The sequence below is a fragment of the Gracilibacillus saliphilus genome (assembly GCF_010994085.1).
GTDB classification, from domain to species: Bacteria; Bacillota; Bacilli; order Bacillales; family Amphibacillaceae; genus Gracilibacillus; species Gracilibacillus lacisalsi.
In genome coordinates this window covers 111,730-136,511 of record NZ_WJEB01000002.1, presented here as the reverse complement: position 1 = coordinate 136,511, position 24,782 = coordinate 111,730, and the positions used below count along the sequence as shown (strand labels likewise).

The following is a 24,782-nucleotide window of genomic DNA, read 5'->3' as shown; positions in this document are numbered from 1 at the left end:
TTTATGCCTTTTTCTATACTTTTTCCTAAAACGAAAGCGGTTAAACCTATAAAGTGTGTTTTCCCTCTGTAGGGGTTAGCTAAACAATTTCTTTGTAGTTAGGGATTACAGAAGATTTAGCAACGTGTTATAAGAATAACTGAGCAAAAACCACTCGGAAAAGTGGATCTTCAGGTTAAACAATTTCCACAGGAGTTGAAGTGGGCGGCCTACGCTAAAATCTACTCGACAACATATGCCAGACCTAGCAGCTTGGGTTATTATCCAGTGGCGCTTATCATCACTTCACAATACCTTGGTATCACGGTTTCTTTCACTGGAAATAAAAAACTCCCAGCCTAATAGGAGCACTGGAAGTTTATTTCGCTTATTTTTTTGCAATAACATCCATTTCGACACCGACACCTTTAGGTAACTTGCTAACCTCTACAGTAGCTCTTGCGGGATATGGTTCCTCTAAAAATTTCGCATATGCTTCATTTATAGTAGCGAAGTCATCCATATTCGTAATATAAATCGTAAACTTTACAACATTGGCAAACGTTAAGCCTGCTTCTGTTAAAATTGCCGCTAAATTTTTCATTACTTGATTGGTCTGAGTGGCAATATCCCCCTCTACTACTTCCATTGTTTCCGGATTAAGTGGGATTTGTCCTGAAACGAAGACTAAGTCTCCCGCATCAATCGCTTGTGAATAAGGGCCAATCGCTTGTGGTGCTTTATTTGTATGTATTGCTTTAACCATTTTTACTACATCCTTTCCATACTTGTATTTACAGAAAATTTTAACATATAATTAATTTTTAGTAGAATATTTATAACACAATATTTTTTAGGAAGGATGATGATAATGGAAAAGACGTTTTCTTTAAAAACGAGTCACCATGATCAAATGGTTGATATTACATCAGAGGTTGCCCAATACCTTCGTGAGCAAAATGTTTCAGATGGTATTGTAATTGTTTCATCCTTGCATACAACAGCAGGAATTACCGTAAATGAAAATGCTGATCCAGACGTAAAAACGGACTTTTTGCGTAGGTTACGTGAAGTTTATCCATGGGAACACCCGGAGGATTTACATATGGAGGGAAATACCGCTGCACATTTGAAGGTGAGCACTGTTGGTCATAATCAAACAATGGTTGTTTCCAATGGACGGCTTGTCTTGGGAACATGGCAAGGAATTTATTTCTGTGAATTCGATGGACCGCGTCATCGGAAATTCCACGTCAAAGTGATGAAAGGATAAAGTGAAACTCCCTTAGGGTTTTTATCCCGCTAAGTTGTTCGAAAAAGTGCGAACTTGCTATCAACAAATTGTTTACATATCTGTAATTCTCGGTGGAATCCTATGGGAAAGGGAGGGTTGAAAATGTCCTTAAACATGACTGAAAATGAAATCTCATTGGCAATTATTCAAGAAATAAAAGATGGCAAGAAAGCAGTATTCCAAGAATTGATCGATGAACTACAGCCATATGATATGGCACAACAATATCACAACCTTCCGATAAAACATCGAAATAAGTTTCTTCTCTATTTGTCGATCGAACAATTAACAGACCTTTTACAGGAGCTGGATAAAGAAGAGCAGTTAGAAGTTATCTATAAATTAGGGATCGAAAAATCCTCCAAAGTATTAGACCTGATGCAAAATGATGACTTAGCCTCTCTTCTTACCGATTTAGAACCGGAAAAGATAGAAGAATTGTTATCGGAAATGCAAGAGGAAGAATCAAAAATTGTCCAAGGTCTGATGAATTATCCGCCTGAAACAGCTGGTAGACTCATGAACAACCGCTATGTGTGGATTCCGCAGCATTACACCATTCGTGAGGCCGTTGATAAATTAAAACACTTTGCAGAGTTAGCTGAATATTTGAACTATCTCTACGTCATTGATGAAGATAAAAAGCTAGTCGGTGTCGTTTCGTATAAAGATCTACTTTTAGCTGATTTACAAGATAAAGTAAAAGAGGTCATGTATCGCAGAGTGGTAAAGGCGGATGTACATACAGATCAGGAAGAGGTTGCCAAACTGATTAGCCGCTATGATTTCGTATCCTTGCCTATTGTTGAAAGTGATAATACATTAGTTGGTGTGGTTACTGTTGATGACGTCATCGATGTTGTTTTGCAGGAAGCGAATGAAGACATTGAAAAATTATCAGCTTCCGGTAAAGCGATCGGTTTCAACACAAAACCTTTTGTCGCAGCTTATAAAAGGCTTCCTTGGTTAATCTTATTACTGTTTATTGGACTTATATCAGGCAGTATTATTAGTAGTTTTGAAGAAACATTAGAGTCAGTTGTAGCCTTAGCATTTTTTATGCCTCTCATTGCCGGCATGACGGGAAATACCGGGACACAATCATTAGCAGTGGTTGTTCGTGGATTAGTATCGGAAGACTTGACTTTCAAACAAGTACTGAAGCTGATTCTCCGTGAATTATGGGTTGGCATTATTATCGGGGTAACATGTGGCCTTATGATCGCGGTGATCGCTTATTTATGGAGAGGAAATATGACGCTAGGATTAGTCGTAGGCAGCTCCTTATTGATTACCTTAATTATTGGGACATTGGCTGGTACGATCATTCCATTAATTTTATATAAATTGAAGGTAGACCCTGCAGTTGCCTCTGGTCCGCTCATTACAACCATTAACGATATTTTTTCATTATTGATTTACTTCGGCATTGCAACAGCATTTATTACAAGACTAATGTGATGTGCAGAGCTGTTGATGGGATGCTCGTTGATCCTGCCGTCTAATAAGACATATTTAATCATAAGAAAAACTTAGTGCGCCCGATTAGAAATGTAGCGAGCTGAATTTTTACGGGAAAAACTGCTAAATAAAATGTAAGGTTTCCTTGTAAAGTTAGATTAACAAGGAAATCTTACAATGAAAGTGAACAGTTTTCCCCGTAAACATATAATTACCGGGAAATCCATCAAATAGAATGAGCTGTTTCCCGCATACGATGTTAGTCTATGATTGCCCCGCTAATTAACGCTCCATTTTAAAAGTCAAAGTATTCTTTTGCGTTGTAATAGGAAATGTTTTGTACAATCTCCGCTAGTGTTTCTTCATCATTTGGATATTCACCATTTTCTACCCACTCGCCGACCAGGTTACACATAATACGGCGGAAGTATTCATGACGTGTGTAGGATAAAAAGCTACGTGAATCCGTAAGCATACCAATAAAGCGACTAAACACACCAATATCAGCGAGTGTCTCCATTTGATTGATCATGCCTAGCTTCGTATCATTAAACCACCAAGCTGTACCGAATTGCATTTTTCCTGGTATGCCTCCACCTTGGAAGCTACCAATAATTGTTGCGATTGTCACATTGTCTCTTGGATTTAATGAATACAAAATCGTTTTCGGTAAAGCATCTGCTTTATCTAATGAATCCAGTAATTTTACCAATGGTTGCGCTAATAAACTATCATTCATCGAGTCAAAACCAGTATCTGGACCAAGCTCATTAAACATGCGAGCGTTATTGTTACGGTGAGCGTTAATATGATATTGCATCGCCCAGCCTTTTTTATGATATTCTTTCCCTAAAAAGGTAAGTGTAAATGACTTATATTTTTTCTCTTCTTCTAAAGATACTTTCTCTCCTTTTAATGCTTTAGCAAAAATAGCACTAACTTCCTCTTCTGATGCTTCCTCGTACATCATTTCGTCTAATGCATGATCAGAAACTCTACCACCAATTTCATGGAAGAAGTCAATCCGTTTTTGTAGCGCTTGCAAGAAAGCATCATAAGATTCAATTGCAACACCTGAAACATCCGCTAGTTTTTCTACCCAGCTTGTAAAACCGTCGCGGTTAATCTCCAACCCTTTATCTGGACGGTAGCTTGGCAATACTTTTACATTAAAAGCAGACTCCGCTTTAATTTTTTCATGATATTCTAAAGAGTCAGTTGGATCATCTGTTGTGCAAATAACTTCTACTCCAGATTTCACGATGAAATCTCTAACATTCCATTCTCCGTTGTTAAGCAACTTATTAACTTTTTCCCAAATAGCAGGTGCTGTATTTTCATTGAGTGTTTCTTCAACACCGAAATAGCGTTTTAATTCTAAATGTGTCCAATGATAAAGTGGATTTCCGATCAGCTGAGGTACTGTTTTTGCCCATGCTAAGAATTTATCGTAATCACTCGCATCGCCTGTCACATATTTTTCTTCTATACCGTTTGCTCTCATTGCCCGCCATTTATAGTGATCTCCGTATAACCATACTTTGGTAATGTTTTCAAATTGCGTATTCTCATAAATTTCTTGCGGACTTAAATGACAGTGGTAATCGATAATAGGTAAATCTTTAGCATACTTGTGATACAATGTTTCAGCAGTCTTATTCGCCAATACAAAATTATCATCCATAAAGGACTTCATCATATCCCCACTTTCCTTAAATTTTCAGGTGCTATTATCATATTATCATAGCTTCAGAGTTTACAGATATTATAAACCTAGTAAATCCAAGTGCCTTCCGATATGTTTTACTAATCCTTGTCGATACGCGTCTTCATTCTTCATTAATGTTTCGAAGAATTCTGCTCTAAACAAATCATCACCTGCGTCATCTTTAGCAGTCAAAAGAATTCCATATGTAACATGGAATAATTGACGGGACGCGTCATGATCCATATATGTTGGAAGATCCGCATCTTTTGTTTCATTTAATGGTGCTACACTTTCTAAGTCTGGTGTAACGTGATAATACTTTAATGTCTCTTCAAAATGCTCCTCCGCATAGACATGCATACGACGATAAAGGTCTGGGTTTACCTGTGCAATGACACGGACTGCTTCTAGCCAGTTCGTACCTGCTGTTTTAATATGCAATAATCCTTCTGTATACTTTCCAATAATCGGGAAGACACTGAATTTATCACTACCAGAGTGGATACTTAACTTGTAACCAAAGTATTTAGCGATGTCCGCATGCTCCTGCAATTCTTTCTCAAATTGTGTAAGGTCACCGATGTAATCAATTCCTTTTTGGAACTCACCACAGAATCTTGGAGCTAAACTTTGAACTGTAACACCTCTTCTGCGGAGTTCTTCTGCTACGAAAAAGTGAGCTTCCGGAGCCGTAACGGTTTCTGTTTCATCAATGGAGATTTCAAAATCGATCGCTTTCTCAGCTTTGGAAATATACTCGTTATACACATGCTCCATAAAATCAATCGCTTCACCATAAACAAGTACATTCTTATGAAGACTCGCTTCATCAAATGATATATCCAACCCTTGTACGGTAAATGTTTTGTTTAGATAATGGCTATTAAAATATTCTTTACGATCTACAGGTAAACCAGCGTATTCTTTATTAATATCACCTTCTACCATACCTTCGACATCATTGCGAATCTGTTCGGAACAGTCCAATGTAATGAAAGAGAAACCTAAATCTAACGCATACTCAATATCCTTTTCTAATTTAATATGATCTGCATCCGCACCATACCCATCTTTATAGCCTTCTTGGAAAACAGCAAAAGTTGCCGCATCTAAAATATCTGTCATGGTTCGGTTTAGTAGGGTTAATTCACGAACACTTTGCTGCGCGAGAATTGGCTTTACTTTTCTCCCTTTGACTGTTTCAATATGTCCAGGTGAAGCTATACCTAAACGATCACCAAGTCCCATTGTCGCAATTTCTGTACCAAAAGCTTGTGGTTTCGTATAGTCGAAGAACTGGTTCAGTACTTTACTATTGGCGTGTGTTAAGGAACACACTTTTCCGTTTGCTACTACGTCCCCTTGTAAAGCATCATATAAAGGACCTTCCCCTGCTGCTATCAAGTATTTCGTTGTATCCGCCTTTACCATCACAACAGAAGTATTTTCATTCTTTTCAAATGACTGGTCATATACTTGTATTGCTTCCGATGACTTCGGTAATTCCCCCGCCTGCAATGCTTCCACTACTGATTGAAATTGTTCCATTATCTCCACTCCTTTTTTGTTAACGGTTCCATTGTTTAATAAAATTAATAACAACGTTGTTATTTTTATGATATACTATTTAAAAATAGAACACAACTATAAATGATAAATTTTTCAGAAAGTTAAAGGTGATTATGATGAATGTGACTATTAAAGATATTGCAAAAGAAGCGAATGTTAGCTATTCCACTGTATCCAAAGCATTAAATAACAGTCCGCTTGTGAAAGAAGTGACGAAACAAAAAATACTGCGTGTCGCAAAAGAAATGGGCTATGAACCAAATTTAGCCGCCAAACAATTAGTCCGAAAAAAGACCGAAGTGGTCGGCTTAATTTGGCCTACCATTGAAAGAATTGTACTCGCAACATTAGTAACCAATATTAGTAAAGCATTTGAATCCACTCGCTATTCGATGATTTTATCTGTCGACTCCACGGATACAGCGATGGAAACCTTTAAAAAATTCCAAGTGGATGGCATGATTGTTTTCGCCGAATCAGAGCAGATGATTCCTGAGGAAAATATTCCGCTTGTTGCCTATGGTGTATCAGGAAAACGTGAGGTAACGTATCCAATCATTGATGCCAATCATGAACAGGCAATGGAAAAAGCAGTACAATACTTATATGATTTAGGACACCGAAATATTGCTTATGTTGGGTTAATGAATACAGATGATGCCTTACAAAATGAGAAAGTAGAAGGATATCAAAAAGCCATGAAAAAAATAGGGCTTACGGAGCAAAGTATTGCAACAAATGGATTAGATTGGTTTGACGGTTACCTAGCAGTAGATGATGTATTACAATTCGAAAAGCGACCAACAGCTATCATCGGTAGCAGTTATGATATTAGTGGTGGTATATTACGATCCTTACAAGAAAAAGGGTTAGGTGTACCAGAGGACATCTCTTTAATCAGCTATGATAATATTCCGCAAATGGAAACAACAGAAATTCCGATGACATGTATCGGGGTACCAGTTGATGAGCTTGCAGAAGAAATTGTCCAGGCGGTTATTCAACGAATTGAGTCAGAAGAACAACCTGTGGTAAGGAAGTTAAATCCATCCTTAACAGAACGGCAAAGTACTGGACCAGTACTGGAAGGTTGACTTCTTGTTTTTCAAGAAAGGTCTGGTGCAAAACTAAATAGAATAAAGGAGAATCCGAACAATTTAAACTAGCGGAGGCAAAATACGCAGACTCCTGCGGGAAAAACACGAGCTGAAGATCCACTGTGTGAAGTGGTTTTCTTCACACAGTTAGCTGAAGCCGTGCCGCGGAAAGCGAAGTATTTTGACGGAGCGTTAAGTCAGCTCATGTTTAAATGTTCGGCTTTTTCCTATCTCGTTACTCTTTTGTTCCGGGCCTCAATTGCTTGGTATCGCTTACTCCAAATCAAATGCACCTGAACAAATAAAATGCATTCGTTTCTCAAGATGGTGTTTCAGTGGGATTAGGGCTTCGTTGTTGATTAATTCTACTTCATCTTGATAATATACAAACGTCTTACCAACCAATCTATCCAACACTCTAATGGAACGTTGCTGCATACCTTCCTCGAAAAAAGTTTCAATCTTATATCGTTCTTTCTTTTTGGTCATTATCATTATTGCCTCTCCTTACACCTATAATAAAAGAATTATTCACTTATAATCTTTGATTTTTCCATACACTAAGTGGGGGTCTTATGGAAATTGTTTACCATCTTCATAAAACAGAAAGGGAAGCGGGCAGCCGGAGCGATGCTTTCCGTCTACATATCATTTCAAAATGACCACCTATAATACAAAACACTATATACTTTCCTTATAAATTACAAAGAACCAGTGGAGATTCATCCCCACTGGTTCTGCAAGATTAATCGTCATATTCTACTTTCATGATCTCTCCATTATTTGCATCTATCTCTAATTCTAATTCCCCTTTATCTGTTCTCATTTCAAGTTCATACATATATCGGCCATCATCTTCATCTAATTCAAACTCTTGAATGGTTCCTTCGTATTTTCCTTTTGCAATGGAGCGCGCTTCATCTGCTGAAATCGTAACTTCTGATGAGAGTTTGTCGTCTTCATCGACTGAAATATATACTATTTCTCCTGATCGTGCATTTATTTTTAAGTCCACTTCTCCTTTATCAGTCCATATTTCCATTTCATAATAATAACTTCCATCGTCTTCATCAAGCTCCGCTTCTACAACTGTGCCATAGTATTTTTCCGTAGCGATTGTTTTTGCTTCTTCCCTTGAAATGAAAGAACTTTCTTGGTTTTCGGCATCATGTTTACTATCTGTCTGGTTATCAGAAAGTGATACTGTTGTAACTTCTTGATCCTTATCATTTTTTCGTTCTGACTCTTCCAAACTAATGATTTCACCAGTTTCAGCATCTACTTTCAATTCATATTCGCGATCTGTTTCCTCTAATTCCACTTCGTAAATTTTCTCATTATCATCCAATTCAAACTCTACAATTTCTCCTGAGAACTTAGCAGCGACTTTTTCCTTTGCCTCTTCTTTTGAAAGTTCAGCACTAGCTGAAGTTGGTGAGAACTGTAACGCTGCTAGCATCACTCCAGTTGTAATCAATCCTGATACAATAATAAAAAAAGTTTTGTTTTTCATTTTTTATTCCTCCTTGTTGTTGTTACTTCTATCATAGCCAAGGAAGATGAGGATACCCTGAGAGAAAAATGAGAAAACAGTGAGAAAAAAGTTAACTGCATTTTTACACTACTAAAAACCCGCTTCGAAATCTTTCCGAAGCGGGCTGATTTATATAATATTGTTACACCTTTATAGTAAGATCTGCTAAACGGTGTGCAGATGCTTTTACTTCTTCTATTCCTTTAGCAATGATTTCGTCCCTTTTATCTGGCATCGCGTTATGTCCTTCGATAATTACTTCATCGATTATTTCCATACCGAATATTCCTCCGAATACATTGTGCATATAGTTCACTGCCATTTCCATAGGAGCCGCCTCAGGTGTGGAGTAAACCCCTCCGCGAGCGTTTAGGAAAATAGCCTTTTTGTCTGTCATTAATGGAATTAAGTTACCTTCAGCACCATATTTAAATGAGAACCCTGCAGCATATACATAATCAATAAATGTTTGTAATTTTGCTGGAATGGTCAAATTCCATAGTGGAAAAGTGAATACAACTACATCTGCAGCAGAAAAAGCGTCCATTGCTTTTTGCTTTGCAGCTAACAGTCGTGATTCCACATCTGTTAATTCCTCATCATTTTCTACTTTACCGAAAGCATTGAACATGTCCTGCCCAAAGAACGGTGTATCTTCTTCGTACACATCATAAGTAGTTATATTTAAGTTTTTACCTTCCAATTCAGCCATAAAAGCTTCATACATTTTACTGGAAATTGCTTCTGTTGAAGGACGATTATTTGCTTTTACTACTAACACATTCATGTTATAACGCTCCTTTGTTGCTATTTTCATAGGTTGATATGCTCATTTGTGAGCATGTTAATGTTGTCCTCTCACTTCCACGCTAATTATACTCGATAATAGGTATAATCGATAGTACGCACTTTAAAGTGCCATAGTATCAAAAAGGATACTATGGCAAACTTGTATTTAGTTTAATAGTTTCCAAACCGATTGATATACATTTTTCAATGGTATGTTATGCAGCTCCGCGATCTTTTTACAATCCTCATATTCAGGAGAAGCTTTGACAACTTTACCTTCCTGTAATCCTTCTTTCACAGTGACAGGTCCCCACTCTGTTTCGATTATTCTTATGCTCCGTTCCATCCGATAAACGGTCAACGGATAATAGCGAAATCCCAAGGTGGTCGTTTCAGACAAAAGGACATCCTTCATAGCTGATAGCAAAGCTTCACTGCATAAAAGTTGTAATTGTACAGCTGGACGATTCTTTTTCATATAAATCGGTGTGTAATACACATCGTTTGCCCCTGCATCGAACAACTTGTCCATCACATAGCCAAGCCATTCACCTGGAGTATCATCCAAGTTCACTTCTATTTTCATCATATTTTGATCCGTATGTTCGTAATCTGGCGGGAGTTTGCTCATTAGCTTCACCTCAGGATTATTCTTTTACAGGGACACTTGTTCCGATAATTATGACCAAAAACTAAATAAATATACCGTGTATGTGTGGAATCATGCAATCGCAATATCCCAACACTCTATGTTGAAAAACGGAATTTAGATTTGTTTAGAAAATGAGATTGATCCCTACTTTATCACAAAACGTTTATAACCACTACTGATCATAGTCTCGCTTTACACTTCTGGTAAAATTCGTTTTAAGAATTGCTTTGTTCTCGGTTCTTGCGGTTGCTCCAGTACATCTTTAGGATTACCTTGTTCCACAATATAGCCACCGTCCATAAAAATGACATGGTCGGAAACATGCTTAGCGAATGAGACCTCATGGGTTACGACGACCATTGTCCAGCCTTCATTTGCTAAATCTTTAATAACCCCCAGCACTTCGCCAATTAACTCCGGATCTAGTGCAGATGTCGGTTCATCAAACAACATTAATTCCGGTTCGATCGCAAGGGCACGTGCAATACCAACACGCTGTTGTTGACCACCTGATAGCTGATGTGGATATAAATCCATCTTATCCTCTAATCCTACTTTTGATAGTAATTGTTTTGCATGGCTAATTGCCGATTGCTTATCTTTTTTCTGTACAATAACAGGACCTTCAATTACGTTTTCCAATGCAGTTTTATGTGGGAATAGATTATAGGATTGAAAAACCATTCCTGATTTCCTTCTTAATTGAAGCATCTCTTTCTTGCTCAGCTTCTGGTTAAAATCTAATGTAAAGCCGTCGTGAAATTGATAGTAGCCTTGATTAGGGATTTCCAGTCCATTTAAGCACCGCAATAATGTCGTCTTACCGGAACCTGATGGCCCCATAATCGTCACAACTTTACCTTTTCCTACATCTAAGTCAATATCTTTTAGAACAGCTAATTCACCAAAGCTTTTTTGAAGTCCTTGAATTGATAAAAGCATGATATCCCCCTCTACTTCGCTATATAACGTTCCAGCCTACGCTCAATGATTTCTTGTACAATCGATAATAAAAAGCAAATAATCCAATATAAGACCGCAGCTTCTGTATATAAAAGCAGAAAATCAAACGTATCTGCGGCAATTTCCTGTGCTTTTCGAAATAATTCCGTTACTAAAATCAATGAGGCTAGTGATGTATCCTTGACTAAACTAATAAACGTGTTTGATAGAGGCGGGATGGAAACCCTTGTTGCTTGTGGTAAGATAATTCGTCGCAAAGTGGTCCCATATGTCATACCAACTGTATAGCCAGCTTCCCATTGTCCTTTTGGAATCGAAGAAATCGACGCACGAATCACTTCTGATGCATATGCCCCGACGTTTAATGAGAAAGCTATGACTGCACTTGGTAATGGATCAATTGTTAATCCAATTGATGGTAACCCGTAAAACACGATAAATAATTGTACTAATAATGGTGTACCTCTAATTGCTGATACATAAAATACAGCAGGTGCACGTACAATCGCAACTGAAGACAAGCGCATAACGGCTGTAAGTAGAGCAATAATGATACCAATCAAAAAAGAAACAAGTGCAAGGGGAATCGTATATTTGATTGCCCCTTCCACCATTGGCCAGAGCGCTCGCACAATTAAATCCCAATTACCTGAACCATTTGTGACAGTAAACAGCAGGTTACTGACTAGAAACATCTTCACCAAACCATTCTTCGGAAATTTCCGCTAAAGTACCGTCTTCTTTCATATCTGCTAATGCTTCGTTAAACGCTTCTACAAGCTCTTCATTTCCTTTACGGAATGTAAATGCTGTCTCTGAAACATTATCTTCTTCTGCTGCAATTTTGACTGATTCGTCTCCCGTTTTGTTGATATATTCCAATACTGCTAACCTGTCATTCACTGTTAAGTCAACACGTCCCAATTTAATATTTTCAATCGCTTGAGCCAGTCCTTCTACACCGATAACTTCTGCTCCATTTTCTTCGGCAATATCATTAAAGTTACTTGTTAAAGATTGTGCAGATTGTTTACCTTCAATATCTTCAAATGAGGTAACTTCTTCATTATTTGCAGGAACTACTACTACTGCACCTGTATAAGTATATGGTTCTGAGAAGTCATAATTCTCTAAACGTTCTTCATTAATCCCCACCTGGTTAGCAATCACATCGAATCGTTCTGCATTTAAACCAGCAAACATGGAATCCCATTGCGTTTCATTAAATTCTACTTCTAAATCTAAACGAGAAGCCACTTCACGCATTACTTCCACATCGTAACCTGTTAAATTATCTTCTTCATTATGGAAAGTAAATGGTGCATATGTCCCTTCCGTACCTACTGTAATCACACCATCTTCTTGAATTTGTTCATATAAATTCGCGTCTGTATCTTCCTGAGTCTCCTCATTTGTTGTGTCTTGCTCATCGCCTGTATTTGGTTCTTCTTGATCAGCAGTTCCACATGCTACCAGTACAGCAAATAAACCAATGATCAGAATAAAAAGTTGTATATTTTTCATGTTGATAACCCCCAGTAATGTTGTCGGTTTTAAACTTTCTTTGCTGATTATACATGACGCCTTATTTAAAGTAAAACAAAAGAGAAGAGACGAATCAATATATTAGTCTCTTCTCTTTCCTATTAAATATGCTTAGATTTGTTGATATTTTAGATGTAGATACTGCGTTCTATCATTCAAAACTTGAACTAACGAGAATTTCTTAAACACCGTTTCATTACATTATAATACTTATTCCAATCACCACTGTCACTGTTGTTTACTTATCTTGCTAACCAGCCGCCGTCTACTACTAAGATGTGGCCGTTCATGTAGTCTGATGCTTTGCTTGCTAGATATACTATTGTACCCATCAAATCACTCGGATCTGCCCAGTAACCAGCTGGAATTCTCGATAAGATTTCTGCGTTACGCTTTTCATCAGAACGGATTGGGGCAGTATTTTTCGTTGCAAAATACCCTGGCGCAATGGCATTTACTTGTACCCCATGTTCCGCCAACTCATTCGCAAAAGATTTGGTTAACCCAGCCACAGCATGCTTACTAGCGGTATATGGCGGAATAAATTTACCACCTTGGAAGGAAAGCATGGATGCAATATTAATAATCTTTCCAGATCCTTTGTCGACCATCACTTTTGCTGCGGCTTGACTTAAGAAGTAAACAGCATCAAGATTTAATGCGGTAACATCGTCCCAATCCTGATCTTTAAATTCAAGAAGTGGATTTCGACGAATGGTACCAGCATTATTGACGAGTATATCCACTGTACCAAAAGCATCAACACAAGCTGGAACAACCTTTTGTAATTGTTCACGGTCTGACAGATCAGCTTGGAAGAATTCAGCATTTCCTTCCATATGATTCAGAAATCCTTTTGTTTCATCCCAATTGGTACCATGTGTTACCACAAACACATCGGCACCAGCCTTAGCCAACGCAACGGTATATGCCTGGCCAAGACCAGTGTTTCCACCGGTGATAATCGCAGTTTTACCTTTCAATGAAAAATAATCTAGTGAAAAACCTTGTAAACCTTCGCCCATGAGGCTTCCTCCTAGCGTAATTGATCCATGCTGATATGATCCATATCACTATACGTAATATTCTCGCCGCACATACCCCAAATAAAAGTATAGTTACTTGTAGCCGTTCCAGAGTGAATCGACCAACTTGGAAAAATAACAGCTTGTTCATTCTTTAATACTAAATGTCTTGTTTCACTTGGCTCACCCATAAAGTGAAAGATTCGAGTATCTTCTTCCATATCAAAATACAGATACACTTCACTACGGCGATCATGAGTATGTGCTGGCATTGTATTCCATACACTACCAGGTTGCAACATGGTTAAGCCCATTTGTAGCTGACAGCTTTCACATACATTAGGGTGAATGTATTGATGGATTTTTCTTTCATTTAAAGTCTCTAATTGACCAAGCTCTAATGGCTTAATGTCTTCCATATCAATTTTTACTATTGGATAAGTATTGTGTGCTGGTGAGGATAACGTATAAAATTTCGCTGGGTTGGCTGGATTATTGGAACCGAACCAGACCTCCTTCGTACCACGGCTCACATATAATCCGTCATGACGTTTCATGTCATAACGCTCACCATCTAATACGACATAGCCGTCATTACCGATATTGATTATTCCTAGTTCACGACGCTCTAGGAAATAGCTAACACCTAATTGCTTATCGAGTGTAATTGTTAACTCTTCAGATGCAGGTGTTACACCACCAAAGATCATTCTGTCCACATGTGTATAGGTTAAGTGAACTTTTCCTGGTTCGAATAATTTTTCTACTAAAAACTTTTCGCGTAACTCGTCGGTATTATATCTTCTAATTTCATCCGGGTGGTTGGCATAACGTACTTCCATTTGTATTCCCCCTCGTAATGTTATCAGCATGTTTTTAAATACACACATGTACTAAATAAGTTCCAATTACTCAGCAGATAGACTAAGTTCTGATTTCACATAAGAAGCTAATGGATGATTTAAACTGATTAATGCCTTTACAAACAAAAGACAATGCTGGTGGGCACCTCTTTCATGCAAATGAGTATCATCTTTTAGACCATCAGGATAAGTCGAATATTCACCAGGTTCTAGCCTCATAAACCATTTTTTTGTTTGTTCATTTCCCAGTTCTTGCAACGCTTCTCTAGTCAGAGCGAGCATATCGACACAAACAACCTCTTCTTTTTCTGCCAGTTCTCTTACAGCTTGCGGATATTCACCATGCGTTTCTTTTAATCCACCATAATCATCAAAATGCCTACGAGCTATCGATGTTAAAAGAATTGAGGTAACACCGAAAGCATGTGAACGCTGAATGAAAAATCGTAAATTATCCTGGTAACTTGTAAATGGTTTCGTCGCTCGTTCTTCGTCAGGTTTTTGATCATTATGACCGAACTGAATAAGAACATAATCTCCCGCTTGAAATTCCTTTTCGATCGCATCCCATCGGCCTTCCGATATAAAGGACTTGGTACTCCTTCCTGATGCCGCATGATTATGAATGATTAACTCATCATTGAAATAATGTTCAAGGGTTTGACCCCAGCCCATCTGTGGATATTTAGATGTTTCAGCAGTGGCCATCGTTGAATCACCTGCTAAAAATAAATGTTTTGGCATTAGCTTACCTCTTTTCCTGTTTCAAGTTGTACACCGCCACCAACCAGTTCACTCCTCTAATCCGTGATATTCAAACCAATCAAAATCTGCATAATTATCGGTTCGCTTTCCATTTCCGGAGCAATACATACCAATATAAGCACCGACAAACCCGTCAGCAACGTCCGTACTTAAAATTCTGCCATCCACATTTTCAGCTAAAATTCGCCAATCAAACGGCTTAGTTGTATAGAAGAATGAGTAGTCTTGACCATAAGCTTCTACTTTTAAATACACCGTATGCTTATCAACCTGTTCTTTTGCAATGACTTTATCTTCACCTGCTTCTCTTCTTACTAAGCGTACAAAGGTTTGACTTCCTTCTAACAACACTTCTACACGGAATTGATAATTATGATTTTGTAACAGAACCAACCCTGCCATTTCATGTTCCGTTTTCGCTTCAAACTCCATAACTGTCTGAGCGAAGAAGTTAATGTGCTGCTGTCTTCTGCCGACAAATGCAGGATTTTCTTCTTCCATGATTGTTTCCGGTTTTGCCTTGATCCTTAAGTAGCCAGGGCGGTCGCTTAAAGACCAGAAATCCCCCCGAGGTGTCCTGATAAAGTTCCATCTATCATCTAATTGCTCAGCTTCAAACGAATCGGCATGTGGTAGTGCAGGCCATTTATGCTCTGGCAAATAGGGAAATTCCATTTCTGGTTCGATGATACCTTTTCCAGGATTAACAATCGGCCATCCATCTTCCCATATAAATGGCACAAGGAATGTTTCACGACCAAGGTTACGGTAATAGCCCCCATATGGACGTGAAGCCAGTGCAACCATCCACCATTCACCATTTTGCGTTTCTACGATATCAGCATGGCCTACGTTTACGACCGGGTGGTTGTTACCTAAATGGCGATGGGTTAGGATCGGATTTGTTTCCGTCATTTCGTATGGACCTGTTACTTCTTTACTTCTAGCAATAGTAACGGCATGTGTATGGCCGGTTCCACCTTCAGCTATGATTAAGTAATACCAGCCATCGATTTTATACAAATGTGGAGCTTCTTGTGCATGGGCATTCTTTAACGCTCCATCCCACAAGCTGTACTTCGGACCAACTAATTGTTTCTTCTCTAAATCTAATTCTTGTAGCCAAATTTCATTATGCTTTTTATACTGTTGGCCTGACGGTGGCTTCCGATTCCCTGTGTAATAGACTTTGCCATCATCATCAAATAATAAGGATGGATCAATTCCTGGTGCATCTTCTAACCAATTGGGATCAGACCATGGTCCTCTTGGATCTGTAGCGGTCACATAAAAATTAAGCCTTGCCCCAGTCTTGCTTACCACAAAGGTCGTAATCATATAAAAGACACCCTCATGATAACGAATAGTCGGTGCATATATACCTCTTGAATTTGGTGTTTGATCTAAGTTAAGTTGTTCCGGTCGATCGAGTACATGACCGATTTGCTTCCAATTGACAAGGTCTTTACTATGAAAAATCGGAACACCTGGAAAATATTCGAAACTTGATGTGACAAGGTAATAATCTTCTCCTACACGACAGATAGAAGGGTCCGGGTAGAACCCAGGGATAATTGGATTTTTAAATGTTTTCACTATCTTTCACCTACTTTTTTTAGATTACTTTCATGTCCAATAATGTGCAGTTCTTCTATATCTTTGTATACAAGAACCGATTCATGTTCACTTAGATTCGTAGAGGTTAACTCCTCAACCTTAATTTGCTTTGCATTATATAATTGAAGTGCTGGTCCTTTTCTCGCCTTCACTTCTACATGGTGAAAACGCAGATCCTCGACATACTTTGTATAAATACCTTCACCAGCCATTTCAATCACTTCACGGACCATATCAGGCTCCCCACCTGGAACTGTTTCGTCCTGAGTCATCTCTAACGTGACATGTTCTAAGCTTACCTTTCTAACAGGCATTTCAGGTAATCCATAGATAAACCCAGCTGCAGCACGACAGTTTCTTGCAGTAATATGTCTGATGTTAATCTGTTCCACTACAGGGGTTTTTTCTGTCACAGCTACCGGTGCAGGATCGAGTAACTCTGGATTGCTTTTACTTACACCATGACGATAAAACGAATTGATTGCTACTGGACAAAGGACGTTATCCATCATAATGTTTTGCACCAAAATATTGCGAATATAACTTCCTCGCTCACGATTCGTTTTAATCCTGATTCCACGATCTGTACCATCAAATATACAATTAGAAACAGTAATATTTTCAATTCCGCCAGAATTTTCACTACCAAATACAACACCGCCATGTCCATGATGCATCGTACAATTAGCTACTGTCACATTTTTAGTAGGCACATCATAATTACGACCATCTTGATTAATCCCTGACTTTAAAACGACACAATCATCGCCGACATCAAAATGAGAATCCGTTATTCTGACGTTCTGACAGGAATCAATATCTAAACCATCGCCATTCGGTGTATCGGACGGATTGTGGAATGTCACATTGTGAATGGAAACATTATTACAAAAGACAAGGTGCGTGTTCCAGAATGGTGAGTTTTTCACAGTAACTCCTGATATCGTGACATGCTCCGCTTCAAAAAATTGAATAAGTGGTGGTCGTAAGAATTGTGATGACCATTCTACTAAATTGGTATCTGCCGGTTCTGTGAAATCTTTGTTTGCTTCGGCTATTTCTGCTGTTCTAGGAGATTGATATGGTTCTCCGTTTCTTAGTTGCTTATTTACCTGCCACCATGCACTACCATTTCCATCGATTATTCCGTCACCTTTAATGGCTACATTTGTTACCTTTGAAGCAAAAATTAGTGGCATAAAGCCATTGCATACATAGCCCGACCAACGGGTTTTCACGACTGGATAACGTTCAAAATCATCGGTGAAATTTAGAACTGTACCAGCATCAAGGTACAATGTCATGTTACTTTTTAATGCAATGGGTCCTGTATTATATGTTCCTGATGGAAGATATACAGTTCCACCACCAGCTCTTTCACAATCATCAATGGCTTGTTGAATTGCTTTCGTACTATCGGTATCTTCTTGTAGTTGATAATCTATCACATTGAATAAACTCATTGTCTCACACCTCTAATCTAGTAAATCTTCTCTTAATGGAGTAAATACATCTAATAGTTTACTTTTCGTTAATGCCTTAACACCATGTACTGCATCTGAAGGAATCCTTAACGAATCTCCTTGTTCCACGATGACTTCTTTTCCATCGACGTGAAAAGCTAGTTTACCTGCTAAACAATAAGTTAATTGTTCATGTGGATGACTGTGGGCTGAACCTTCTGCCCCCTCTTCAAATGAAACTTCCATCATCATTAACTGATCACCTGGTTCATGTATTTTCCTTGTTACTCCTGGTTCTGCTTGTTCCCACTTATTTACTGCCATTACGACTCCTCCTTTAATTTGGTTATGATTGGTAAAATAAATTGAATTGCCATTGCTAACATAATGACATAGGCAACCGTGTTCGTATCAATTTCATTAGAAAATAGCATAAACACCACAATTCCCAGTCCTCTACCAATATTAATAATGGTTTCTCTCAAAACTACTGATTCTACACGGAACTCTGCTCCTAATGGAATCCGATCAATCCATTGAAAATAATAGGCGGCATAAGCATTTGCTTGTAGCGGTTTAAACATATTTTGCGTTACCATAAACAAGATGACACTCCACATCGCAATTTCCCATGTTAAAAAGGAGCTAGATACAAAGAAGCCAATAGCAGCTACCCATAGGTATTTTTTCGTTTGTTCAATATTGGCAAATCGGGAAATGACATAACTTGCTAGTATCGATACAGCGAGAAAACCTGCATTTAAGTATCCGACAACACCTTCATCTTCAAAAATGCTATAGATTAAAATCGGCGGGAGATACATCAAAATTCCCTGTGGAAAACCAATAATAAACCATCCTGCTAAAGCATTTCGGAATGCTTTTCTCCGCTCGATAATCTGACCTAAATATTTCATATAATAATTGCGGTGACGAATTGATTCTTTCTTGATTCGAAAACTACCAACCGTCGCAGCTAAAAACATTAGAAAAGCGATTGAGAATACAATTAGATATCCCGACAACCCTGTAAATGAGCCAATGATAAAACCTGCTAAAGCTGGTGCTATAAGGTTAGCAGACCCCATCACGATCTGATTCCAACCTAAATAACGATGTCGGTTTTGATCTGATGATACTTCATGGACTATGGTAAAATAAGCTACCCAATAAAGTCCCTGTGCTATTCCACGCAAAAGCGCAAATAAATAAAAGTAATGAACAATCTCTTCTTGCACGATAACAATGAGTAAATAAAAAATAGCAGTCATCAATATCCCGTAACGATATATTGTTGTTCTGCCTTTTTTCTTTGATATTTTTCCAATAAAGAAGGTTGTTGCCGCTTGTGATAGAATAGCAACTAAATTATACAGGCCATTTACCCACAGACTGTTGGTCAGCCTCCATAAATATAAGTTCACAAAGATAATCGATAGTGATCCACCAAATTGAAAGATCGCATGATTAATTAAAATATTGATAGCATGTGATGATAAATGCTTTTCTTTGTTAAGTTTCATCGATCGAATCAAGTTTTACACTTCTTTCTGTTTGCATATTTTGCCTTCTGTCTCACCTTCCCAGAAATTAGTTGGAATAGGTTTGGGTTTTATTTGCCAAAGGTGGTGTAGCTGTTTTCGAATAAGTGTTGCTTGTGTCGTTGCATTCATATCGCCTTCTTTTAATCCAAGTCCTAGTTCCACTGCCACAGGCATATTCGGATAATATTCTCCTTGCTTAACCTGAGCGACATTTGGTGCCTTCGGTGAAGTAGTTAATTCTCGCGAAAAGGCACCGTCTTCTTGTTTTAATCTCCTCATATTGTTAATAGTTATTTCTGATATTTCTCTCAACTCTGTCTCTAAAAGATCTGGTTCGATATAACTTAACAGGTCAATCGGATTGCGGATATAGCACATATCTACCGCTTCTTCTGTTCTTAAGCACTTTAATATAGTCTGGTAAATACGGTCTTGATTCGGCATCGAGATTTGATATCTCCGGTAAAAGGTATGTAATTTAAACGTACCCGATATTTGAACATATAAAGATCCCTCGCCCCATAAACCTGTGTCCGGATCTTGTTTTTCTGCTAGATACTTAGTGAAAGCATCAACATATTTCCATTGTGTTACTTCATCCATTTGTGCAAAATATACGGTCGAGGAAACAAGCAAGTCACAGCCCCTCCAGCTGTTACGTAAGTCAATGCTATCCCATTTTTCCCAGTAGGAAGATAGGGATTTAGTGTAATCAGGAGCCAACTGATTTTCTACAGGCAATGGATATAACGGTGATGTTCCCAATCGTTTGAGGCTATTCCATGAATAATAGAGTGCTCTGTGCACCATCACTTCATCTTGTTTCATTTTGGGATCATGATCATAAAAATAACCTGTGGTAGGATCCTGCCTCATTTGATAAAAAGCAATCATTTTTTCTTTCATCGTTTGCGGCATATCATCTAAGAGCTGATGTCTGCGTAAAATATTGATCGCTTGGGAAGTAGACTCGATGTCCGGTGTAAACCGATCATCGAGCACAGAACTTCTTGCATAATAAAATCCGCCTGTAAGTGGATCAAATTGTTCTAATAACCAGGAGAATACACCATCAAATAAATTATCCAGCCTATTGCTTTCTGTCTCACGCCAATTCTTCATGAAAAACTACCCCTCTTGAATAGAATTATCCCTTTACAGAACCTAACAGCGCACCCTTAGCAAAGTACTTCTGTAAGAATGGGTATACTAATAGAACTGGAACCGTTGCAACGACAATCGTTGCCATTTTCACCGTTACTTCTGGCGGTGGAACATCTGTGTATGATTCGGCATCATAGTTCATACCACTAGCTAATACTACAATTTGTCGCAGCAGGACTTGTACCGGCCATTTATCTGCATCTGCTAAATAAAGAATTGCATGCATATAAGTATTCCAGTATGTTACCGCATAGAATAGGGAAATTGTCGCAATTGCTGGTAACGAAATTGGAATGACGATACGAAACAGAATACTAAAATCATTGGCACCATCAATTTTGGCCGATTCTTCTAGACCTTGCGGTAAATTTAGGAAAAAGCTTCGTAAAATGATCATGTTAAAAGCATTAATCGTTACCGGAACAATAAGTGCCCATAAAGAATCTAATAAACCAGTTTGTTGAACAACTAAGAATGTCGGGATCATCCCACCATTGAACAGAAGAGTAAATACGATTAAGAAGTTAATCACCCGACGTCCAACAAGATCTCTACGTGATAAACCGTATGCTGTTAAAGTGGAGAAGAACATACTCCACAATGTTCCTCCTACCGTTACAATGACAGATACTCCTAAAGCTCTAAAAATGGTATCGGTGGAGAAAATATATTTATACGCTTGTAATGAAAACTCAGTTGGAAAAAGTAAAAATTTCGTTCTTGCAATTTCCGCACTTGTGGCGAAGGAACTACCGACCACGTGAATAAATGGAAGTACGGTAATTAATGCTAAAAGCGCTAATAAGAAATAATTAAAGAAATCAAAGACCCTGCTGCCTGCAGAAATTCGTTGTTGTGCCATTTTTTTCACCTCACCTATTGTTGTCTGTCTTAATAAATACCTTCTTCATTGAACCTTTTTGCTAACCAGTTAGCAAAGACAACCATCACAAGTCCGACCGCCCCTTTAAAGAAACCGACTGCGGTACTGTAACTAAATTGTCCTTGTTGCAGACCGGCAACATATACATACGTATCAAAAATTTCAGCTACATTACGGTTTGATGAGTTCAGTAATAGATAAACATGTTCAAAACCTAACTCTAAAACATCCCCGATTTTCAAAATTAACAGGACGATAATTACATTACGAATCGCCGGCAACGTAATATGCCACATTTGACGGAATCGGTTAGCACCATCCATTCTGGCAGCTTCATATAATTGCGGATCAACTGCTGTGATCGCTGCTAAGAAGATAATCGTTCCCCAACCAGCTTCCCGCCAGATTACTTGTAAAATATACATTGGGCGGAACCAGTCATCATTTAGAAGGAAATTAACCTTCTGAAAACCTAACGTTTCTAAGATAGCGTTTACAATACCGCCGTCTAAAGTTAACATTACATAACTAATCGATACGATAACTACCCACGACATAAAGTGTGGAATATAGATGAGCGTTTGAACGCCTCGTTTAAAGAAGCTATGTCTTACTTCATTAAGCATAAGCGAAATTATAATCGGAATCGGAAAATAAATAAATATTTGTAATCCAAATAAAATGAGGGTATTCTTAAAAATCATCCAGAATTCTGAACTCGTAAATAATCGATTGAAGTGTTCGAGCCCGACCCATTCACTACCAAGAATCCCTAGGTATGGCTTATAGTCTTGAAAGGAAATAATTAATCCATACATCGGTAAATACTTATAAATAAGAAAGTAAATTAAACCTGGCAGAATCATTAAATAGATCATCTTGTTCCGTTTGACTCTTCGCCACGTTTCGGAACGTTTCATTTTTTTAACTTGTTTCGCTTCTTCTTTTGCAGTTAGTGTCGTCGTTTCCATAAGCAGAATCCTTTCTATTAAAATTCAATTATGAATAATTGCCTCTAACAAAAGACTACGTTATAGGTTATATAACGTAAATAATCATTATCTTACGAGTTACTATCTATAATGATGAACAGATCTTTTCCCATATATATGTTTCACATAAGCAGCTAACATAACATAATGATCATCTCCTATTCCTATAACCTAATAGATAAGGTCGGGCTCTTAAATGTTTTACTTTAAGAGCCCCTATACTACGATTACTCAGATGCATTAAATTCTTCGATAATCGCATCTCCACCTTGCGATTTCCAGTTTTCTATTGCATCAGCAAAACCTGCTTCATCAATTTGGCCAATAATATAATTATAGGTTGCGTCAGTAATAATCTCCTGAAGTCTAGCACCATCATCAACATATGTCTCTGAATATAGTGGCACCGTAGGGTCTTCAATTAAATATTCTTCATTTCCTTTAGTTAACTCTTCTGCTTTTTCTTTAATATCATAATCAAATTTAGATTCAAAACGACCATTTGTTTCTGGCTCACCTATTCCGATAGACATATATGGTTTCACTTCTCTATCTGTTAATGTTTTGTCATCTGACGGCAAGGCACGATCATCTTCTACTTCATAATGTTCTCCTTCAATGCCCCAATACGATAGATTTGCTATTTCAGGTGTCATCATTTGATCGAAGAAGTCTAAAATATTTAATAATTCTTCTTCTGTTTCGACAGCGCTTTTCGGGAACATTACTAAACTTCCATAACCAGGAATCGACCAAACTCCAAATTCCCCATCAGGTCCTTTAATTTTGTTTTGTACATCAAACTCCACATCTGGATTAATCGCTACAGCGTCATTGTTAATACTAACTACATCACCCATAGAACCGACATACATACCAGCTGTACCATTTTTAAAGAACTCTTGCTGGTCTGTTTTACTTGTTACCGGAAAATCCTGATTAATATAACCGTTGTCATACATTTCCTTAAAGAAATCCATGGTTTGTTTATATTCATCAAACATAAACTCTGGCTGCAGTTGGCCATCTTTTTCTCCCCAGTTATTCGGCGTACCAAACCAGGAAGAAACTGTTTTAAAGGCACCGTAAATCAAATCACTACGGTCTGTTAAACCAAAAGTATCGTTTTCTCCATTTCCATCTGGATCATCTTCTGTAAACGCTCTCGCCATTTCCATAAATTCATCTGTTGTAGTAGGTGCCTCTAACCCGAGATTATCTGCCCAATCCTTACGATAAATCAGACCTTGACTTGATAAAGGGCGACCTTGGTATAACGTATACAGTTTTCCATTTATCCGCGTATTATCTAAGACAGTGTCCTTTAATTTCGACAAGTTTTCAAATTCATCTAAATACTGTCCAACTTCCCAGAACTGTTCATCTTCAATTGCATCCCGGAATTGAATAAATGATGATTGATTTTTTAAGAAAACTGCTTCAGGTAATGAGTTAGTAGCAAACGCAGTATTTAACCGATCTTCGTAGTTGTTATCTGGTACCCATTGAATTTCAATATCCTTATTTGTTTCCTCTTCTATTTTCTCTAAGATTTTGTCATTTGGTACTTCCGGTGTATGCAAGTTAGCCATAATGGTAAATGAGTCACCTGCCCCCGAACCACCAGTCCCTTCACTTGATGCACCGTCACCACTACAACCAACAAATACTAAAAGCGATAAAAGTAATATCGTAGTTAGCTCCCATTTTTTCCGATTTAGCAAGTAAACCACCCTTTACTATGATTCTTGTTGTACAACAATGCCTTGATAAGTAACAGTAGTCTTGTCTTTTTTCTGTTTGACCAAGCATTGTTGCCTTGAAAAAATCTTACTTCAATGATTCTATAACGTAAATAATCATTATCTTACGAGT

24 protein-coding genes are annotated in these 24,782 nt (G+C 38.0%); 3 read left to right on the top strand and 21 right to left on the bottom strand.

The genetic code is table 11. From position 1 onward, the window contains the following. Positions 1 to 367: 367 nt before the first annotated feature. The gene (locus tag GHT08_RS04885; RefSeq protein WP_163580324.1) at positions 368 to 745 is read right to left on the bottom strand and encodes a RidA family protein; all 378 of its coding nucleotides are present in this window, start codon (positions 743 to 745) and stop codon (positions 368 to 370) included. Positions 746 to 850: 105 nt separating this feature from the next. Between GHT08_RS04885 and GHT08_RS04880 the strand changes: the two genes are divergently transcribed. Further along, positions 851 to 1,252, top strand: a complete 402-nt coding sequence (locus GHT08_RS04880; RefSeq protein ID WP_163580323.1) for a secondary thiamine-phosphate synthase enzyme YjbQ — start codon at positions 851 to 853, stop codon at positions 1,250 to 1,252. Positions 1,253 to 1,375: 123 nt separating this feature from the next. Next, positions 1,376 to 2,734, top strand: a complete 1,359-nt coding sequence (mgtE, locus tag GHT08_RS04875) for a magnesium transporter (RefSeq protein ID WP_163580322.1) — start codon at positions 1,376 to 1,378, stop codon at positions 2,732 to 2,734. Between the two features lie 295 nt (positions 2,735 to 3,029). Here the strand turns inward: mgtE and uxaC are convergent, their stop codons facing one another. Then, positions 3,030 to 4,430, bottom strand: a complete 1,401-nt coding sequence (uxaC, locus tag GHT08_RS04870; protein ID WP_163580321.1) for a glucuronate isomerase — start codon at positions 4,428 to 4,430, stop codon at positions 3,030 to 3,032. 69 nt (positions 4,431 to 4,499) lie between these two features. Then, a complete protein-coding gene (locus GHT08_RS04865) occupies positions 4,500 to 5,990 on the bottom strand; it encodes a tagaturonate epimerase family protein (RefSeq protein ID WP_163580320.1) in 1,491 nt (496 codons plus the stop codon). A gap of 137 nt (positions 5,991 to 6,127) precedes the next feature. Here GHT08_RS04865 and GHT08_RS04860 point away from each other — a divergent pair, with 137 nt between their 5' ends. Next, on the top strand, positions 6,128 to 7,105 hold the full coding sequence (locus GHT08_RS04860) for a LacI family DNA-binding transcriptional regulator (RefSeq protein WP_163580319.1): 978 nt from the start codon (positions 6,128 to 6,130) through the stop codon (positions 7,103 to 7,105). A gap of 276 nt (positions 7,106 to 7,381) precedes the next feature. On the opposite strand, the gene GHT08_RS04855 is transcribed toward GHT08_RS04860, so the two are convergent. From GHT08_RS04855 to GHT08_RS04770, 18 genes are all read right to left on the bottom strand, one after another. Beyond that, positions 7,382 to 7,603, bottom strand: a complete 222-nt coding sequence (locus GHT08_RS04855) for a hypothetical protein (protein ID WP_163580318.1) — start codon at positions 7,601 to 7,603, stop codon at positions 7,382 to 7,384. A gap of 250 nt (positions 7,604 to 7,853) precedes the next feature. Next, positions 7,854 to 8,621 carry a PepSY domain-containing protein gene (locus GHT08_RS04850; RefSeq protein WP_163580317.1) on the bottom strand — a complete coding sequence of 256 codons (768 nt, stop codon included), beginning with the start codon at positions 8,619 to 8,621 and terminating at the stop codon, positions 7,854 to 7,856. Between the two features lie 163 nt (positions 8,622 to 8,784). Then, a complete protein-coding gene (locus GHT08_RS04845) occupies positions 8,785 to 9,429 on the bottom strand; it encodes an FMN-dependent NADH-azoreductase (protein WP_163580316.1) in 645 nt (214 codons plus the stop codon). 168 nt (positions 9,430 to 9,597) lie between these two features. Further along, entirely contained in the window at positions 9,598 to 10,062 is a 465-nt protein-coding gene (larC2, locus tag GHT08_RS04840; protein ID WP_163580314.1) for a nickel pincer cofactor biosynthesis protein LarC2, read from the bottom strand. A 213-nt stretch (positions 10,063 to 10,275) separates the two neighbouring features. After that, a complete protein-coding gene (locus GHT08_RS04835) occupies positions 10,276 to 11,025 on the bottom strand; it encodes an amino acid ABC transporter ATP-binding protein (RefSeq protein WP_163580312.1) in 750 nt (249 codons plus the stop codon). Positions 11,026 to 11,036: 11 nt separating this feature from the next. Beyond that, positions 11,037 to 11,741 (bottom strand): amino acid ABC transporter permease, encoded by a 705-nt coding sequence (locus tag GHT08_RS04830; protein ID WP_163580569.1) that lies wholly within the window; start codon positions 11,739 to 11,741, stop codon positions 11,037 to 11,039. Next, positions 11,725 to 12,570, bottom strand: coding sequence for an amino acid ABC transporter substrate-binding protein (locus GHT08_RS04825; protein WP_163580310.1), 846 nt, complete (start codon positions 12,568 to 12,570; stop codon positions 11,725 to 11,727). The genes GHT08_RS04830 and GHT08_RS04825 overlap by 17 nt, the downstream gene beginning before the upstream one ends. 263 nt (positions 12,571 to 12,833) lie before the next feature. Continuing rightward, the gene (gene kduD, locus GHT08_RS04820; protein WP_163580308.1) at positions 12,834 to 13,616 is read right to left on the bottom strand and encodes a 2-dehydro-3-deoxy-D-gluconate 5-dehydrogenase KduD; all 783 of its coding nucleotides are present in this window, start codon (positions 13,614 to 13,616) and stop codon (positions 12,834 to 12,836) included. An 11-nt stretch (positions 13,617 to 13,627) separates the two neighbouring features. Then, on the bottom strand, positions 13,628 to 14,458 hold the full coding sequence (kduI, locus tag GHT08_RS04815) for a 5-dehydro-4-deoxy-D-glucuronate isomerase (protein ID WP_163580306.1): 831 nt from the start codon (positions 14,456 to 14,458) through the stop codon (positions 13,628 to 13,630). A gap of 66 nt (positions 14,459 to 14,524) precedes the next feature. Further along, positions 14,525 to 15,223 carry a rhamnogalacturonan acetylesterase gene (locus tag GHT08_RS04810; RefSeq protein WP_163580304.1) on the bottom strand — a complete coding sequence of 233 codons (699 nt, stop codon included), beginning with the start codon at positions 15,221 to 15,223 and terminating at the stop codon, positions 14,525 to 14,527. 48 nt (positions 15,224 to 15,271) lie between these two features. Next, positions 15,272 to 16,840 carry a glycoside hydrolase family 43 protein gene (locus GHT08_RS04805; RefSeq protein ID WP_163580301.1) on the bottom strand — a complete coding sequence of 523 codons (1,569 nt, stop codon included), beginning with the start codon at positions 16,838 to 16,840 and terminating at the stop codon, positions 15,272 to 15,274. Further along, positions 16,840 to 18,324: a glycoside hydrolase family 28 protein gene (locus GHT08_RS04800; protein WP_163580299.1), complete on the bottom strand. Its 1,485-nt coding sequence runs from the start codon at positions 18,322 to 18,324 to the stop codon at positions 16,840 to 16,842. Before GHT08_RS04800 ends, GHT08_RS04805 begins: the two co-directional genes overlap by 1 nt. Before the next feature lie 12 nt (positions 18,325 to 18,336). Next, the gene (locus GHT08_RS04795) at positions 18,337 to 18,648 is read right to left on the bottom strand and encodes a cupin domain-containing protein (RefSeq protein ID WP_163580296.1); all 312 of its coding nucleotides are present in this window, start codon (positions 18,646 to 18,648) and stop codon (positions 18,337 to 18,339) included. Then, positions 18,648 to 19,859, bottom strand: coding sequence for an MFS transporter (locus GHT08_RS04790; RefSeq protein ID WP_163580294.1), 1,212 nt, complete (start codon positions 19,857 to 19,859; stop codon positions 18,648 to 18,650). Before GHT08_RS04790 ends, GHT08_RS04795 begins: the two co-directional genes overlap by 1 nt. Positions 19,860 to 19,862: 3 nt before the next feature. Then, entirely contained in the window at positions 19,863 to 20,990 is a 1,128-nt protein-coding gene (locus GHT08_RS04785; RefSeq protein ID WP_163580292.1) for a hypothetical protein, read from the bottom strand. 25 nt (positions 20,991 to 21,015) lie between these two features. Next, positions 21,016 to 21,894 (bottom strand): carbohydrate ABC transporter permease, encoded by an 879-nt coding sequence (locus GHT08_RS04780; protein ID WP_163580290.1) that lies wholly within the window; start codon positions 21,892 to 21,894, stop codon positions 21,016 to 21,018. A gap of 29 nt (positions 21,895 to 21,923) precedes the next feature. After that, positions 21,924 to 22,886 (bottom strand): ABC transporter permease, encoded by a 963-nt coding sequence (locus tag GHT08_RS04775; protein ID WP_163580288.1) that lies wholly within the window; start codon positions 22,884 to 22,886, stop codon positions 21,924 to 21,926. A gap of 248 nt (positions 22,887 to 23,134) precedes the next feature. Then, complete coding sequence (locus GHT08_RS04770) at positions 23,135 to 24,631, bottom strand: extracellular solute-binding protein (protein ID WP_163580286.1); 1,497 nt, start codon at positions 24,629 to 24,631, stop codon at positions 23,135 to 23,137. Between the last annotated feature and the right edge of the window lie 151 nt (positions 24,632 to 24,782).

Excerpts from the sequence above, each read along its gene's own strand:
- GHT08_RS04850 (WP_163580317.1), bottom strand. The coding sequence starts at position 8,621 with ATGAAAAACAAAACTTTTTTTATTATTGTATCAGGATTGATTACAACT.
- GHT08_RS04785 (WP_163580292.1), bottom strand. The coding sequence starts at position 20,990 with ATGAAGAATTGGCGTGAGACAGAAAGCAATAGGCTGGATAATTTATTT.
- GHT08_RS04880 (WP_163580323.1), top strand. The coding sequence starts at position 851 with ATGGAAAAGACGTTTTCTTTAAAAACGAGTCACCATGATCAAATGGTT.
- mgtE (WP_163580322.1), top strand. The coding sequence starts at position 1,376 with ATGTCCTTAAACATGACTGAAAATGAAATCTCATTGGCAATTATTCAA.
- GHT08_RS04865 (WP_163580320.1), bottom strand. The coding sequence starts at position 5,990 with ATGGAACAATTTCAATCAGTAGTGGAAGCATTGCAGGCGGGGGAATTA.
- GHT08_RS04845 (WP_163580316.1), bottom strand. The coding sequence starts at position 9,429 with ATGAATGTGTTAGTAGTAAAAGCAAATAATCGTCCTTCAACAGAAGCA.
- GHT08_RS04780 (WP_163580290.1), bottom strand. The coding sequence starts at position 21,894 with ATGGCACAACAACGAATTTCTGCAGGCAGCAGGGTCTTTGATTTCTTT.
- kduI (WP_163580306.1), bottom strand. The coding sequence starts at position 14,458 with ATGGAAGTACGTTATGCCAACCACCCGGATGAAATTAGAAGATATAAT.
- GHT08_RS04775 (WP_163580288.1), bottom strand. The coding sequence starts at position 22,886 with ATGGAAACGACGACACTAACTGCAAAAGAAGAAGCGAAACAAGTTAAA.
- GHT08_RS04835 (WP_163580312.1), bottom strand. The coding sequence starts at position 11,025 with ATGCTTTTATCAATTCAAGGACTTCAAAAAAGCTTTGGTGAATTAGCT.
- uxaC (WP_163580321.1), bottom strand. The coding sequence starts at position 4,430 with ATGAAGTCCTTTATGGATGATAATTTTGTATTGGCGAATAAGACTGCT.
- GHT08_RS04830 (WP_163580569.1), bottom strand. The coding sequence starts at position 11,741 with ATGTTTCTAGTCAGTAACCTGCTGTTTACTGTCACAAATGGTTCAGGT.
- GHT08_RS04800 (WP_163580299.1), bottom strand. The coding sequence starts at position 18,324 with ATGAGTTTATTCAATGTGATAGATTATCAACTACAAGAAGATACCGAT.
- GHT08_RS04855 (WP_163580318.1), bottom strand. The coding sequence starts at position 7,603 with ATGATAATGACCAAAAAGAAAGAACGATATAAGATTGAAACTTTTTTC.
- GHT08_RS04795 (WP_163580296.1), bottom strand. The coding sequence starts at position 18,648 with ATGGCAGTAAATAAGTGGGAACAAGCAGAACCAGGAGTAACAAGGAAA.
- GHT08_RS04825 (WP_163580310.1), bottom strand. The coding sequence starts at position 12,570 with ATGAAAAATATACAACTTTTTATTCTGATCATTGGTTTATTTGCTGTA.
- GHT08_RS04885 (WP_163580324.1), bottom strand. The coding sequence starts at position 745 with ATGGTTAAAGCAATACATACAAATAAAGCACCACAAGCGATTGGCCCT.
- GHT08_RS04860 (WP_163580319.1), top strand. The coding sequence starts at position 6,128 with ATGAATGTGACTATTAAAGATATTGCAAAAGAAGCGAATGTTAGCTAT.
- GHT08_RS04810 (WP_163580304.1), bottom strand. The coding sequence starts at position 15,223 with ATGCCAAAACATTTATTTTTAGCAGGTGATTCAACGATGGCCACTGCT.
- kduD (WP_163580308.1), bottom strand. The coding sequence starts at position 13,616 with ATGGGCGAAGGTTTACAAGGTTTTTCACTAGATTATTTTTCATTGAAA.
- larC2 (WP_163580314.1), bottom strand. The coding sequence starts at position 10,062 with ATGAGCAAACTCCCGCCAGATTACGAACATACGGATCAAAATATGATG.